At 71.8% G+C, this 14,157-nt stretch carries 6 protein-coding genes; all 6 read right to left on the bottom strand.

Annotation, left to right across the window (positions count from 1 at the left end; translation table 11 throughout):
• Positions 1-499: 499 nt before the first annotated feature.
• Complete coding sequence (locus ISOVA_RS03275) at positions 500-4,381, bottom strand: DNA-directed RNA polymerase subunit beta' (RefSeq protein WP_013837832.1); 3,882 nt, start codon at positions 4,379-4,381, stop codon at positions 500-502.
• 55 nt (positions 4,382-4,436) lie between these two features.
• The gene (gene rpoB, locus ISOVA_RS03270) at positions 4,437-7,949 is read right to left on the bottom strand and encodes a DNA-directed RNA polymerase subunit beta (protein ID WP_013837831.1); all 3,513 of its coding nucleotides are present in this window, start codon (positions 7,947-7,949) and stop codon (positions 4,437-4,439) included.
• A 444-nt stretch (positions 7,950-8,393) separates the two neighbouring features.
• Positions 8,394-8,792, bottom strand: coding sequence for a 50S ribosomal protein L7/L12 (gene rplL, locus ISOVA_RS03265; protein ID WP_013837830.1), 399 nt, complete (start codon positions 8,790-8,792; stop codon positions 8,394-8,396).
• 83 nt (positions 8,793-8,875) lie between these two features.
• The gene (gene rplJ, locus ISOVA_RS03260) at positions 8,876-9,409 is read right to left on the bottom strand and encodes a 50S ribosomal protein L10 (protein ID WP_013837829.1); all 534 of its coding nucleotides are present in this window, start codon (positions 9,407-9,409) and stop codon (positions 8,876-8,878) included.
• Between the two features lie 280 nt (positions 9,410-9,689).
• Positions 9,690-12,212: a CHAT domain-containing protein gene (locus ISOVA_RS03255; RefSeq protein WP_013837828.1), complete on the bottom strand. Its 2,523-nt coding sequence runs from the start codon at positions 12,210-12,212 to the stop codon at positions 9,690-9,692.
• Between the two features lie 52 nt (positions 12,213-12,264).
• Positions 12,265-14,106: a S8/S53 family peptidase gene (locus ISOVA_RS16695; protein ID WP_186004563.1), complete on the bottom strand. Its 1,842-nt coding sequence runs from the start codon at positions 14,104-14,106 to the stop codon at positions 12,265-12,267.
• Between the last annotated feature and the right edge of the window lie 51 nt (positions 14,107-14,157).

The following is a 14,157-nucleotide window of genomic DNA, read 5'->3' as shown; positions in this document are numbered from 1 at the left end:
CGGTCGGCCCTCGACGGTGGTCTGTCTGGCTTGTGCGTGCCGATCGCATGCGGCACCCGCGGCCCTCACGGAACCGCAACGCCACTTACCACCGGCTCGATGGCCCGGACCGTCCTGCGCTCACGGGGAGCGTCGCGGTGCGGTTCGCGGGATGCCTGCGCACCAGGTCGGCGCGGCGGGCCGGCCGGGACCCGGGAGGATCACCTGCTGGACCGCGGGCACGACGGCACGGGCACGGCTTCCAAGACTACCCGGCCGCGCAAGGCCGGTCAAAGCGTGGCCGTTGTGACGTGCGGCCCACCGCTCCCCCGGCGGCCCGCCGGCCGCGTCCCGTCCGCGAGGTCGTACCTCCGGTCGCCACGTCGTACGCCGGGGGTACGACGTCGCGACCTCCGTTACGACCTCGGCGAGAGTCGGTGCACGCACCCGGAACGCGCCGGGGGCGCCCCCGTCGTGATGACGAGGGCGCCCCGGGCGGTACGCGGCGGAGCCGCGGAGATCAGCGGAAGTCGCCGAAGTCCAGGTCCTCGAGCGGGATCGCCTCGCCCGAGCCCATGCCGAGCGTCGGGAAGTCGATCTCGTCGTAGCCGAAGCTCGGGTAGAGCTCGGCCTTGGCCTGCTCGGTCGGCTCGACCTCGATGTTCCGGTAGCGGGCGAGGCCCGTGCCGGCGGGGATGAGCTTACCGATGATGACGTTCTCCTTGAGGCCCAGCAGCGGGTCGCGACGACCGCTCATCGCCGCCTCGGTGAGCACGCGGGTCGTCTCCTGGAAGGAGGCGGCCGAGAGCCACGAGTCGGTCGCGAGCGAGGCCTTCGTGATGCCCATCAGCTCCGGACGGCCGGAGGCCGGCTGGCCACCCTCCGCCACGGCCTTGCGGTTGGCGTCCTCGAAACGGGTGCGCTCCGCGAGCTCGCCCGGCAGGAGGTCGGTGTCGCCCGAGTCCAGCACGGTCACGCGGCGCAGCATCTGGCGCACGATGACCTCGATGTGCTTGTCGTGGATGTCCACGCCCTGCGACCGGTAGGTCTCCTGGACCTCGTCCACCAGGTGCTTCTGCGCGGCACGCGGGCCGAGGATGCGCAGCACCTTCTTCGGGTCGACCGCACCCTGCACCAGCTGGGTGCCGACCTGGACGTGGTCGCCGTCGGCGACCAGCAGGCGGGCACGCTTGGTGACCGGGTAGCGGATCTCCTCGCCGCCGTCGTCCGGCGTGAGGACGAGGTGGCGCGTGCGCTCCGTGTCCTCGATCGTCACGGTGCCCGTGTACTCCGCGATGGGCGCCTCACCCTTGGGGGTGCGGGCCTCGAAGAGCTCGGTGACGCGCGGCAGACCCTGCGTGATGTCCTCCGCGGACGCCACACCACCGGTGTGGAAGGTACGCATCGTCAGCTGGGTGCCGGGCTCGCCGATGGACTGCGCGGCGATGATGCCGACGGCCTCGCCGATGTCCACGAGCTTGCCCGTGGCCAGGGAGCGGCCGTAGCACTTGGCGCACGTGCCCACGCGCGACTCGCACGTGAGGACCGAGCGGACCTTGACGTTCTCGATGCCGGCCTCGATGACCTTGCCGATCACGACGTCGCCCGCGTCCGAGCCCGCCTCGGCGATGACGTTTCCGTCACCGTCCACGACGTCGGTCGCGAACGTGCGCGAGTAGATGCTCGTCTCGACGCGCGGGTGCGGCACCAGGGTGTCGCCGATGCGCTCCGCGACGGGCAGCGTCAGGCCGCGCTCCGTGCCGCAGTCCTCCTCGCGGATGATGACGTCCTGCGAGACGTCCACGAGACGACGCGTCAGGTAGCCCGAGTCCGCCGTACGGAGGGCCGTGTCGGCCAGACCCTTGCGGGCACCGTGCGAGGCGATGAAGTACTCGAGGACGGACAGGCCCTCGCGGTAGTTCGACTTGATCGGGCGCGGGATGATCTCGCCCTTCGGGTTGGCCACGAGGCCGCGCATGCCCGCGATCTGGCGGACCTGCATCCAGTTACCACGGGCGCCCGAGGAGACCATGCGGTACAGCGTGTTCCGCGAGTTGTTCTCGAGGTTCTCGCGCATGACCGCGGCGATCTTGTCCGTCGCCTGGGTCCAGATCTCGATGAGCTCCTGACGGCGCTCGTCGTCGGTGATCAGACCCTTCTCGAACTGCGACTGCACCTTGAGGGCACGCTGCTCGTGCTCGTCGAGGATCTCGTTCTTGACCTCCGGCATGGCGACGTCGGAGATCGCGATCGTGACGCCCGAGCGGGTCGCCCACCGGTAGCCGGCGTCCTTGAGCGCGTCGAGCGACGTCGCGACGTCGACCTTCGGGTAGCGCTCCGCGAGGTCGTTGACGATCGCCGAGAGCTCCTTCTTGCCGACGACCTCGTTCTGGAACGGGTAGTCGACCGGGAGGGCCTCGTTGAAGATCGTGCGGCCCAGCGTGGTCTCGAACAGGATCGGCTGACCCTGCTCCCAGCCCTCGGGCGCCTCGAAGTCGTGGCTCGGCGGCACGAGGTCCGACATCCGCACCTTGATCGTCGCGTTGAGGTCGAGCTCGCCGCGGTCGAAGGCCATGATCGCCTCGGCCTGCGAGGAGAACACGCGGCCCTCGCCCTTGGCGCCCGGGCGCTCCGACGTCAGGTGGTGCAGGCCGATGATCATGTCCTGCGAGGGCATGGTCACCGGACGGCCGTCCGACGGCTTGAGGATGTTGTTGCTCGAGAGCATGAGGATGCGGGCCTCGGCCTGCGCCTCGGCGCTCAGCGGCAGGTGCACGGCCATCTGGTCGCCGTCGAAGTCCGCGTTGAACGCGGCGCACACGAGCGGGTGCAGGTGGATGGCCTTGCCCTCGACGAGCTGCGGCTCGAACGCCTGGATGCCCAGGCGGTGGAGCGTCGGCGCACGGTTGAGCAGCACCGGGTGCTCGGTGATGACCTCCTCGAGCACGTCCCACACGACGGGGCGGGTGCGCTCGACCATGCGCTTGGCGCTCTTGATGTTCTGCGCGTGGTTGAGATCGACGAGCCGCTTCATGACGAACGGCTTGAACAGCTCGAGCGCCATCTGCTTGGGCAGGCCGCATTGGTGCAGCTTGAGCTGCGGGCCGACCACGATGACCGAACGGCCCGAGTAGTCGACGCGCTTGCCGAGCAGGTTCTGGCGGAACCGGCCCTGCTTGCCCTTGAGCATGTCGGAGATCGACTTGAGCGGGCGGTTGCCCGGGCCCGTGACGGGCCGGCCGCGGCGGCCGTTGTCGAACAGCGAGTCGACGGCCTCCTGGAGCATCCGCTTCTCGTTGTTGACGATGATCTCCGGCGCGCCCAGGTCGAGCAGCCGCTTGAGGCGGTTGTTGCGGTTGATGACGCGGCGGTACAGGTCGTTGAGGTCCGACGTCGCGAAGCGGCCACCGTCGAGCTGCACCATCGGGCGCAGGTCCGGCGGGATGACCGGGACGACGTCGAGCACCATCGCCGTGGGCGAGTTGGTCGTCGTCAGGAACGCGTTGACGACCTTGAGGCGCTTGAGCGCGCGGGTCTTGCGCTGGCCCTTGCCCGTGCGGATGATCTCGCGCAGCGCCTCGGCCTCGGCCTCCAGGTCGAAGCTCTCGAGGCGCTTCTGGATCGCCTGCGCGCCCATGTGGCCCTCGAAGTAGGTGCCGTAACGGTCGACGAGCTGGCGGTACAGCATCTCGTCACCCTCGAGGTCGGCGACCTTGAGGTTCTTGAACCGGTCCCACACCTGCTCGAGGCGGTCGAGCTCGGCGTCGGCACGCTTGCGGATCTGCGCCATCTCGCGCTCGGCCGCGTCGCGCACCTTGCGGCGCGCGTCGGCCTTGGCACCCTCGGCCTCGAGCTCGGCGAGGTCCTGCTCGAGCTTCGTGGCGCGGGCGTTGATGTCGTTGTCGCGGCGATCGACGATCTCCTTCTTCTCCAGGTCGATCTCGTTCTGGAGGTTGGGGAGGTCCTCGGTGCGCGCCTCCTCGTCGACCCACGTGATCATGTAGGCCGCGAAGTAGATGACCTTCTCCAGATCCTTGGGCGCCAGGTCGAGCAGGTAGCCCAGGCGCGACGGCACACCCTTGAAGAACCAGATGTGCGTCACGGGGGCGGCGAGCTCGATGTGGCCCATGCGCTCACGGCGCACCTTGGAGCGCGTGACCTCCACGCCGCAGCGCTCGCAGATGATGCCCTTGAAGCGCACGCGCTTGTACTTGCCGCAGTAGCACTCCCAGTCCCGGGTCGGACCGAAGATCTTCTCGCAGAAGAGCCCGTCCTTCTCCGGCTTGAGCGTGCGGTAGTTGATGGTCTCGGGCTTCTTGACCTCACCGTGCGACCAGGCACGGATGTCGTCGGCCGTTGCCAGGCCGATGCGCAGCTCGTCGAAGACGTTGACGTCGAGCAAGATGTCCTACTTCCTCAAAGCTTTTCGAATGTCCGCTTGTTCAGCCGGTCGCTGATCAGATCTCGTCGATCGTCGCGGCCGAGTTGGGGCGCCGGGACAGGTCGATCCCGAGCTCCTCCGCAGCGCGGTACACCTCGTCGTCCGACTCCTTCATCTCGATGGAGACGCCGTCGCTCGAGAGCACCTCGACGTTCAGGCACAGCGACTGCATCTCCTTGAGGAGGACCTTGAAGGACTCCGGGATGCCCGAGTCGGGGATGTTCTCGCCCTTGACGATCGCCTCGTACACCTTGACGCGGCCGGGCACGTCGTCCGACTTGATGGTCAGCAGCTCCTGGAGCGTGTAGGCGGCGCCGTACGCCTCGAGGGCCCAGACCTCCATCTCGCCGAAGCGCTGGCCGCCGAACTGCGCCTTACCACCCAGCGGCTGCTGCGTGATCATCGAGTACGGGCCCGTCGAGCGCGCGTGGATCTTGTCGTCGACCAGGTGGTGGAGCTTGAGGATGTACATGTAGCCCACCGACACGGGGTCCGGGAACGGCTCGCCGGAGCGGCCGTCGAAGAGCCGGGCCTTGCCGTCGACGCCGACCATGCGCTCGCCGTCGCGGTTCGGCAGCGTGGTCGACAGCAGGCCGCGCAGCGCGTCCTCCTGCAGGCCGTCGAACACCGGCGTCGCGACCGGGGTGCCCGGCTCGGACTTCGCGGCGACCTCGGGGAGGTTCTCCTTCCACGACAGGTCGTCGCCGTCGGCCAGCTCGATGTCCCAGCCGCGGCTGGCGACCCAGCCCAGGTGGGTCTCGAGCACCTGGCCGACGTTCATGCGGCCGGGCACGCCGAGCGGGTTGAGGATCACGTCGACCGGGGTGCCGTCCGGCAGGAACGGCATGTCCTCCTGCGGGAGGATCTTCGAGATGACGCCCTTGTTGCCGTGACGGCCGGCGAGCTTGTCGCCGACGGTGATCTTGCGGCGCTGCGCGATGTAGACGCGCACCAGCTGGTTGACGCCGGCGGGCAGCTCGTCGCCGTCCTCGCGGTTGAACTCGCGCACGCCGATGACCGTGCCGGACTCGCCGTGGGGCACCTTGAGCGACGTGTCGCGCACCTCGCGCGCCTTCTCGCCGAAGATCGCGCGCAGGAGGCGCTCCTCCGGGGTCAGCTCGGTCTCGCCCTTCGGGGTGACCTTGCCGACCAGGACGTCGCCCGCGCCGACCTCGGCACCGATGCGGATGATGCCGCGCTCGTCGAGGTCCGCCAGGACGTCCTCGGAGACGTTCGGGATGTCCCGCGTGATCTCCTCGGGGCCGAGCTTGGTGTCGCGCGCGTCGACCTCGTGCTCCTCGATGTGGATCGAGGACAGCACGTCGTCCTCCACGAGGCGCTGCGACAGGATGATCGCGTCCTCGTAGTTGTGGCCCTCCCACGACATGAACGCGACGAGCAGGTTGCGGCCGAGCGCGAGGTCGCCCTCGTCCGTGGCCGGGCCGTCGGCGAGGACGGAGCCGACCTCGACGCGCTGGCCCTCGTCGACGAGCACGCGCTGGTTGTAGCTCGTGCCCTGGTTCGAGCGGCGGAACTTCGCCACGCGGTACGACGTCGTGGTCGCGTCGTCGTTGGCGACGACGATCAGGTCCGCGGAGACCTCGGTGACCACGCCGGGCTTGGTCGCGACGATGACGTCGCCCGCGTCGATCGCGGCGCGACGCTCCATGCCGGTGCCGACGAGCGGCGCCTCCGAGCGCACGAGCGGCACGGCCTGGCGCTGCATGTTGGCGCCCATGAGCGCGCGGTTGGCGTCGTCGTGCTCGAGGAACGGGATGAGCGCGGTCGCGACCGACACCATCTGGCGCGGCGAGACGTCCATGTAGTCGACCTCGGCGGCCGGGACGTCGTCCGTCTCGCCGCCCTTGGTGCGGACCAGGACGCGGTCGGCGGCGAACGAGCCGTCCTCGTTCAGCGGCGTGTTGGCCTGCGCGATGACGTGGCGGTCCTCGTCGTCGGCGGTGAGGTACTCGACCTCGTCCGTGACGCGGCCGTTCACGACCTTGCGGTACGGCGTCTCGATGAAGCCGAACGGGTTGATGCGACCGAACGACGCGAGCGAGCCGATGAGGCCGATGTTCGGGCCCTCGGGGGTCTCGATCGGGCACATGCGGCCGTAGTGCGACGGGTGGACGTCACGGACCTCCATGCCGGCGCGGTCGCGCGACAGGCCGCCGGGGCCCAGCGCCGACAGACGACGCTTGTGGGTCAGGCCCGCGAGCGGGTTGTTCTGGTCCATGAACTGCGACAGCTGCGAGGTGCCGAAGAACTCGCGGATCGACGCCACGACCGGGCGGATGTTGATCAGCGTCTGCGGCGTGATGGCCTCGACGTCCTGCGTCGTCATGCGCTCGCGGACCACGCGCTCCATGCGGGACAGGCCCGTGCGCACCTGGTTCTGGATGAGCTCGCCGACGGCGCGGATGCGGCGGTTGCCGAAGTGGTCGATGTCGTCCGTCTCGACGCGCACCTCGACCGGCTGGCCGTCGCGCGTGCCGGCGATCGAGGCCTGGTCGGCGTGCAGCGCGGCGAGGTACTTGATCGTCGCGACGACGTCGGTGAGCGACAGCGTGGAGTCCGCGAGCGGGGCGTCGACGCCGAGCTTCTTGTTCAGCTTGTAGCGGCCGACCTTCGCGAGGTCGTAGCGCTTCGGGTTGAAGTAGAAGTTCTCGACGAGCGCGCGGCCGGCCTCGACGGTCGGCGGCTCGCCCGGGCGGATCTTGCGGTACAGGTCGACGAGGGCCTCGTCCTGGGTGTGGACGTGGTCCTTCTCGAGCGTGTCGAGCACCGACGGGTACTCCGCGAACTCCTCGCGGATCTCCGACTCGGTCATGCCGAGGGCCTTGAGCAGCACCGTGACGGACTGCTTGCGCTTGCGGTCGACGCGCACGCCGACGGCGTCGCGCTTGTCGATCTCGAACTCGAGCCAGGCGCCGCGCGACGGGATGATCTTCGCGGAGAAGACGTCCTTGTCGCTCGTCTTGTCGGGCACGCGCTCGAAGTAGACGCCCGGGGAGCGCACGAGCTGCGAGACGACGACGCGCTCGGTGCCGTTGATGATGAACGTGCCGCGCTCGGTCATGAGCGGGAAGTCGCCCATGAAGACCGTCTGGCTCTTGATCTCACCGGTCGTGTAGTTGACGAACTCGGCGGTGACGAACAGCGGCGCGGCGTACGTGAAGTCCTTCTCCTTGCACTCCTCGGCCGTGTACTTCGGCGGCTCGAAGCGGTGGTTGGAGAACGAGAGGGACATCGACTGACCGAAGTCCTCGATGGGCGAGATCTCCTCGAAGATCTCCTCCAGGCCCGAGGTCGTCGGGACGTCCGTGCGGCCGGCGGAGGTCGCGGCCTCGACGCGGGCCTGCCACGCCTCGTTGCCGAGGAGCCAGTCGAAGCTCTCGATCTGCAGCCCGAGGAGGTCGGGGACCTCGAGCGGCTCGTGGATCTTGGCGAAGGAGACGCGGCGGGAAGCGGTGCGGTTCGCGATGGCGTCGGCGGACGGAGCAGAAGGGGTGCGCGAGGCAGCCAAGAGGGGTCCTTCCCTGCAGTTCGATGGCACGCTGTACGCTCAGCGAGGCTGCAGCCGCCGGACCGCGACCTGGTCGCCGTCCGCGGGGTCACGAAAGAGATGACCACGTGGGCGGGACTTCGTCGGCGGACGGGCGTCGGGGCACAGGCGAGCGCAAAGCGCTAGCGTAGCCAGATCGATCGAGTTTGTCCACCCCGCGCGGGCACGCCGGTGGACGCCCTCGTCTCTGGATTGTGAGGACGTTGTCTCGGTGGCCGCCATATGCCGCCCAAGAAACGGTTGTCCGACGACGGTACCTCGCCTCGGGCGGGTCGCACCAGGAGGTGCGTCACACGCGCGGGGGGACCGGCGTCGGGCACGACGAGAGGCCCGCACCCCCGAGGGGGTACGGGCCTCTGCGCCTGGGGTGCCGCCGTCAGGCGGCGAGGAGTCCGAGGACTGACGTCACTTGAGCGTGACGGTCGCGCCGGCGCCCTCGAGGGCAGCCTTCGCCTTCTCGGCGGTCTCCTTGTTCGCGCCCTCCAGGACCGGCTTGGGGGCACCGTCCACGAGGTCCTTGGCCTCCTTCAGGCCGAGGGACGTGAGCGCGCGCACCTCCTTGATGACCTGGATCTTCTTGTCGCCGGCGGCCTCGAGGATGACGTCGAACTCGTCCTTCTCCTCCTCGGCGGCACCGGCGTCGCCGGCACCACCGGCGGCCGGGGCGCCCGCGGCGGCGACCGCGACGGGGGCGGCGGCGGTGACCTCGAAGGTCTCCTCGAAGGCCTTCACGAACTCGTTGAGCTCGATGAGGGTGAGCTCCTTGAACGCGTCGAGGAGCTCCTCGGTGCTGAGCTTCGCCATGATGGCGTTCCTTTCGGTTGGTGCGTCCTGGGGCCTGGTCGGCCCGGCAGAAGCAGGGGGTGGTTGTGCTGGGCGCCGCGCCGTCAGGCGGCGGCGGCCTCCGAGTCCTGCTTCTTCTGACGCAGGGCATCGATGACGCGGGCGGCCTCGGCGGGCTTGGCGGTGAAGACGTAGGCAGCCTGGTAGAGCTTGGCCTTCATCGCACCGGCCGCCTTGGCCAGCAGGACCTCGCGCGACTCGAGGTCCGCGAGCTTGGTGACCTCCGCAGCGGTCAGCGGGTTCCCGTCGAGGACACCGCCCTTGATGACCAGTGCAGGGTTCGCCTTGGCGAAGTCACGCAGACCCTTGGCGGCCTCGACCGGGTCACCGGTCACGAACGCGATCGCGGAGGGACCCTTGAGGTCGGCGTCGAGCGACTCGATGCCGGCCTCCTTGGCCGCGATGTTGGTCAGCGTGTTCTTCACCACGGCGTAGGTTGCGTTGCCGCTGAGCGACCGACGCAGCTCCTTGAGCTGCGCGACGGTGAGCCCGCGGTACTCGGTCAGCACGGCCGCGCTCGAACCGCGGAACTTCTCCGCGATCTCCGCGACGGTGGCTGCCTTGTCCGGCCTCGCCATGGCAATCCTTCCGGTGGTGGTGCCACCGGCTGCCCCTGGAACGAGAAAGAGCCCCGGCGCAGGCGCACGGGGCTCGGGCTCGCAGCGATGCTGCGGGACGTCGTCGTGTCACCTGCGCAGGCCCCCGCGTTCGGCGGGACTTCGGTCTTCGGCTTCCCGGGACGGATCCTGGGCAGCGTCGGACGACCGGCGGTCTTGGGTTACCCGAGAACTCTACACGACGACGGCGGTGGTGCGGTAATCGCCGCCGGAGGCCTGCGTCACGCCCCCCCGGCCCGGCTCACACGACGAGGGGGCCGAAGCAGACGAGCGGCACGGGCTCGGGCTCGTCGGCGACGGCGCGCGCGAGCGCCTGGCCCGGTCGCAACCCCTCGCGCAGGCCGGCGTGCAGGGCCGGCATGACGCGCAGCGCCACGTCGTCGCGCAACGGCGCGACGGCCGCGATCACCGCTCCGGCCCCGTGCCGCAGCAGGACGCTCGTGAGGCCGAGCGGTTCGCCACCGACCCGCGAGCTCGACCGCCCGACCTCGCACGCCGAGAGCACGACGACGGCACCCGCCAGGTCCGTGCCGTCGAGCTCGTGGGCGAACAGCGGCCCGTCCGCGAGGCGCACCGACGAGAACAACGGGTTGTCGGGCTCGTGCGTCCCGTGGGCGGCGAGGTGCACGATCCCGACGCCGGCGAGCCGGCCCGACGTCGCGGCGCACGTCGCGTCCTCGCCGCGCAGGAGGACGACGTCGTCCCACGCCCCCGCGACCAGGCCCGCCTCCTCGTGGGACGCCAGGAGCCCCGGCCCGGCGACGACGAGAGCGCGGTCCGAGCGTCGCGGCGGCGCGCCGGCGCGCAGGTCGAGCCACGAGTTCACGACCGTCCGCCGCCCGCGCCGCGACGGCAGCGCCGCCCACGGCACGGTGAGCAGCAGGTCGCGCGCCACCAGGTGGAGGTCTCCGGTGACGTGGAGCGGGCCGAGCAGCATGCCGTCGAGGCGCCCGAGCGCGCGGCCGACCGACGCCGCCGCGGCGGCGCGCAGCGGCTCAGGGATCAGTGCGTTCGAGAGGACCCCGAGGTCCGCGCGCACGCGCCGGACCTGCTCGGCGACCTCGTCCCAGTCCGCGAGCCGGACGAGCCGGTCCCCCGTCACGTCGACGACGACCGCGTGGACGGCCCCGTGCAGCAGAACGAGGCTCGCGACCGTGACCTGCGGCGCGCCGCCGCGCAGCGCCTCGCGCACCCGGCGAGCGGTGGCCGGCCGCGGAGCGCCGCGGCTGCCGCCGTCGAGCCACGCGCGCCGGCGCGCCGCCTCCTGGAGGCGCCGGGCCTCGGCCAGGTGGGACTCGCGGTCGGCGAGCGCCTCCTCCGCCAGGCTCGCCTCGAGCTCCCGCCGCGCCCGCTCGACGAGGTCGGCGGTCTCGGGGTCCGCGGGCGGGCGCACGCGCCCCGCGCCCGCGAACGTCGCGCGGCCGCGCTCGACGGCGTCGAAGACGGCGGCGGGCCGTCCCGTGCCGAAGGCGGCCTCGACGTCCGCGATCGCGAGCCGTGCGCCGTGCAGCGCGGCCGCCGTGACGGCGTCGACCGAGCCGAGGTGCGCGCGGTGGCTGCTCAGCAGCGCGTGGCCACGACGCACGGCGGCGAGGCCGCGGCGCCGGTCGCCCGCGGCGAACGCGAGGCGTGCCGCGACCACCTGGCGCTGGATGCGGACCGAGAGCGCGACCGAGGAGTCGGTCCTGGCCGCGGCGAGCGCGGTGCGCGCGACGTCGAGCTCGCCCGCGAGCACCGCCGCGTCGGCCTGCAGGATCCGCGCGGGCACCGCCACGAGCCCCGGCGCGAGCCCGTGCGCCAGCTCGGCGATCTCGCCCGCCCGCCGGAGCACGCGCGGGCAGTCACCGACGTCGCCGTCGCTCACGAGGGTGCCGAGCTCGGCCTCGAGCTCGACGAGCTCGGCGCGCAGCGCCCACTGCGTGTTGGACTGCTCGACGAACGCCTCGCGCGCCGCACGCGCCGCGCGCAGCGCCTGGTCGTGGCGCCGCAGCTGCAGCAGACAGCGCGCGGTGTCGAGCCGGACGTGGGCGAGGTCGACGGCGGCGCCGTCCTGCTCGAGCGCGGCGGCCGCGGCGTCGAGCGCCTCCGCGGCCTCGCGCACCAGGCCCGCCTCGTAGAGCACGCGGGACCGGTCGACGAGAGCGACCGACTGCGGACCCTCGTGGGCGAACGCGTCCGTCGCCTCGGACATGCGGCGCAGCGCGAGCGGGAGGTCGCCGCGCAGGAAGTGGGCGTACCCCAGGTTGTGCAGCGCCTTGCCCTCGACCGAGCGGTCCCCGATCGCCGCGGCGTGCGCCGACGAGGCGGCGAGGTCGCGCTCCGCGGCCGCGACGTCGCCCGCGTCGAGGTTCAGCGCTCCGCGGTTGAGCAGCAGCACCGCGGCGTCGCGACTGGGCTCGCGGTCGAGCCGGGGCTCGGCACGGTCCAGCTCCGCGCGCGCCCGAGCGACGTCGCCCGCACGGAGCCAGAGCAGGCCGCGCTGCCCCTGGACGGCGATGAGCTCGGTGCCCAGGTCGTGCTCGCGGCTCACGGCCTCGGCGTCGTCGAGGAGGCGCATCGCCCCGTCGAGGTCGCCCTGCGCCTCGTACACGCAGTGGGCCGCGCCGAGCAGCGCGCGCGCTCGCAGGCGCGGCTCGCCCGAGCTCTCCTCGAGCAGCCTCAGCAGACGCCGGTAGGTCGCGAGCGCCTCGCCGAACCGGCCGACGTCGTCGTGCCCGCGCGCGACCGCGTACAGGTCGGTCGCACCTCCGCCGTCTGCCTCCACGAGCCCACGGTAGTCATCCCGAGGGCCCACGGCCCACGGGATTGGCACGGAATCACCCGGTCGCGGTCACCCCGTCGGCCGACGGCTCCAGGCCCGTCGCGTCCGTGACGGCGGGCCACAGCCACCGGCAGCGGTCGGCGTCGCCCTCGCCGGCCGGGGGCCTCGGCGCCGGGACCCCGGCGGCGAGCAGCGACGCTGCGAGCTCGCCCGCGAGCACGGGCGCGGCGAACGACGTGCCGCTCCACACGGCGAACCCGCCCTGGAACCCCTCGGGGTCGATCGTGGCACGCCGCTTGCCGGTGAACAGCTCGCGCATGTGCCGGCTCGGTGCGATGACGCCGTCGATGGTCACCGGGGCGGTGCTCACCAGCGCGGCGCCCGGCCGCAGGCACGTGACCCAGGGGCCGTCGTTGCTGAACAGCGCCGTGGTGCCGTCCGGGTTCTGCGCGCCCACGGCGATGATGGGCGGCTCGTCCTCGCGGAGCGGCGGCTCGTCCTCGTCGAGCGTCGGCGGCTCGGCCATCCGGTTCAGCTTCGGCGCGAACGCCGCCGGGTACGTCTCGCGCACCTGGCCGTCGTTGCCGCTCGACGTCACGACCAGCACGCCCCACCGGCGCAGCGCCGCGAGCACCGCGCCCAGTGGGACGTCGAAGTCCGCGTCCTCCGGCCGCTCGTGGTAGTAGCCGAGCGCGAGCACCGCGACGTCGACCGGCGCGTACGTCTCGACCCCGGCCAGCCCGAGCAGGTGGAACAGCAGCAGCCGGCGCAGCGACCGCACGAGGTCGCTCTCGGGCACGACGCCGGATCCTCCGTACACGCGCGGCGCGAGGATCACGGCGTCGGGGCACTGCTGGTGGACCAGGCCCGCCATGAAGGTGCCATGACCCGCGACGGGATCGAGAGGGCCGGTGATCGGGTAGATCGAGACGCCGCCGACCTCTGGGTGCTGGTACGCGAACGCGGGATCCGGGCTCAGCCCGACCGGCTCGCCCACGACCTTCGGGTCGCGCACGACGACGCGGTCCGGGACGTCGTCGGCGGGGAACCAGTCGTGCCGCCCTACGCCCGTGTCCATGATGGCGACGACGGGACGACGCTCGCCGTTCGGACCCCGGAAGGGGTTCGGTCCCCCGACGACGGTGCGTGCCGGCGCGGGCCCGACCCACTTCACGGGCTGGCGCCCGCCGAGCCCGGCGAGCGCGTACTCGCCGATGCCCGCGTACGGGTGGCTCGCCGTCAGCGGGTGGCTCGCCGTGAGCGGGTGGCTGGCGGTGAGCGGGTGGCTCGCCGTCAGCGGGTGGCTCGCGGTGAGCGGGTTGGCCCGGATGAACGGCTGGACGTCGGTGAACGCCGCCGGCTGCGCCGCGGGCTGTCCGCCGATCGCCCCCGGGACGATGACGTGGTCGAGCGCGACGCGGACCTCGCCGGGGCCGTCCTCCTCGTGGCGGCCGCGCCCTTCCTGGCTCTGCGCCTGGGCGTCGTCGTCGAACGTCTCCCAGCCCAGTCCCAGGACGGCCATGAGGTCCCAGCCGTCGGGCAGCCCGCCCGGCTCCGGGCGCACGAGCTCCACCGTGGTGCCGAAGACCGGTCGCAGGGATGCGCCGACCTCCGGGTCGAGTCCTGCCCGGACCGCCTCGTCGATCAGCGCGAGGTCGGTGTACGTCTCGTCGGCGATGCGCACGTCCAGGTCGGCACGCCGCGCCGCGCGCCGCAGCCGGCGGAGCCACCGCGGCTCGGGTCCGTCCCGGTCCGGCGCCGCGACGCTCAGCAGCAGCCGGTCCCCCACGTACCACGTGGGCTGCGGCGACGGCTGAGTTCCGACTCGGGGCGCGGTCAGCGGGTCGATCGCGCGGGTCTGCCACTGCAGGCGGGAGCCTCGGGGCCTGGAGCTCACGAATTCCTCCTGGATCGTGGGCACGTCGCCGTCGACGCGCCCGGTCACGGG

This window comes from Isoptericola variabilis 225 (genome assembly GCF_000215105.1).
Taxonomy (GTDB): domain Bacteria; phylum Actinomycetota; class Actinomycetes; order Actinomycetales; family Cellulomonadaceae; genus Isoptericola; species Isoptericola variabilis_A.
Note: the sequence above shows the minus strand (reverse complement) of the source record. Positions and strands in the feature narration are given on the sequence as shown.

Excerpts from the sequence above, each read along its gene's own strand:
- rplL (WP_013837830.1), bottom strand. The coding sequence starts at position 8,792 with ATGGCGAAGCTCAGCACCGAGGAGCTCCTCGACGCGTTCAAGGAGCTC.
- rplJ (WP_013837829.1), bottom strand. The coding sequence starts at position 9,409 with ATGGCGAGGCCGGACAAGGCAGCCACCGTCGCGGAGATCGCGGAGAAG.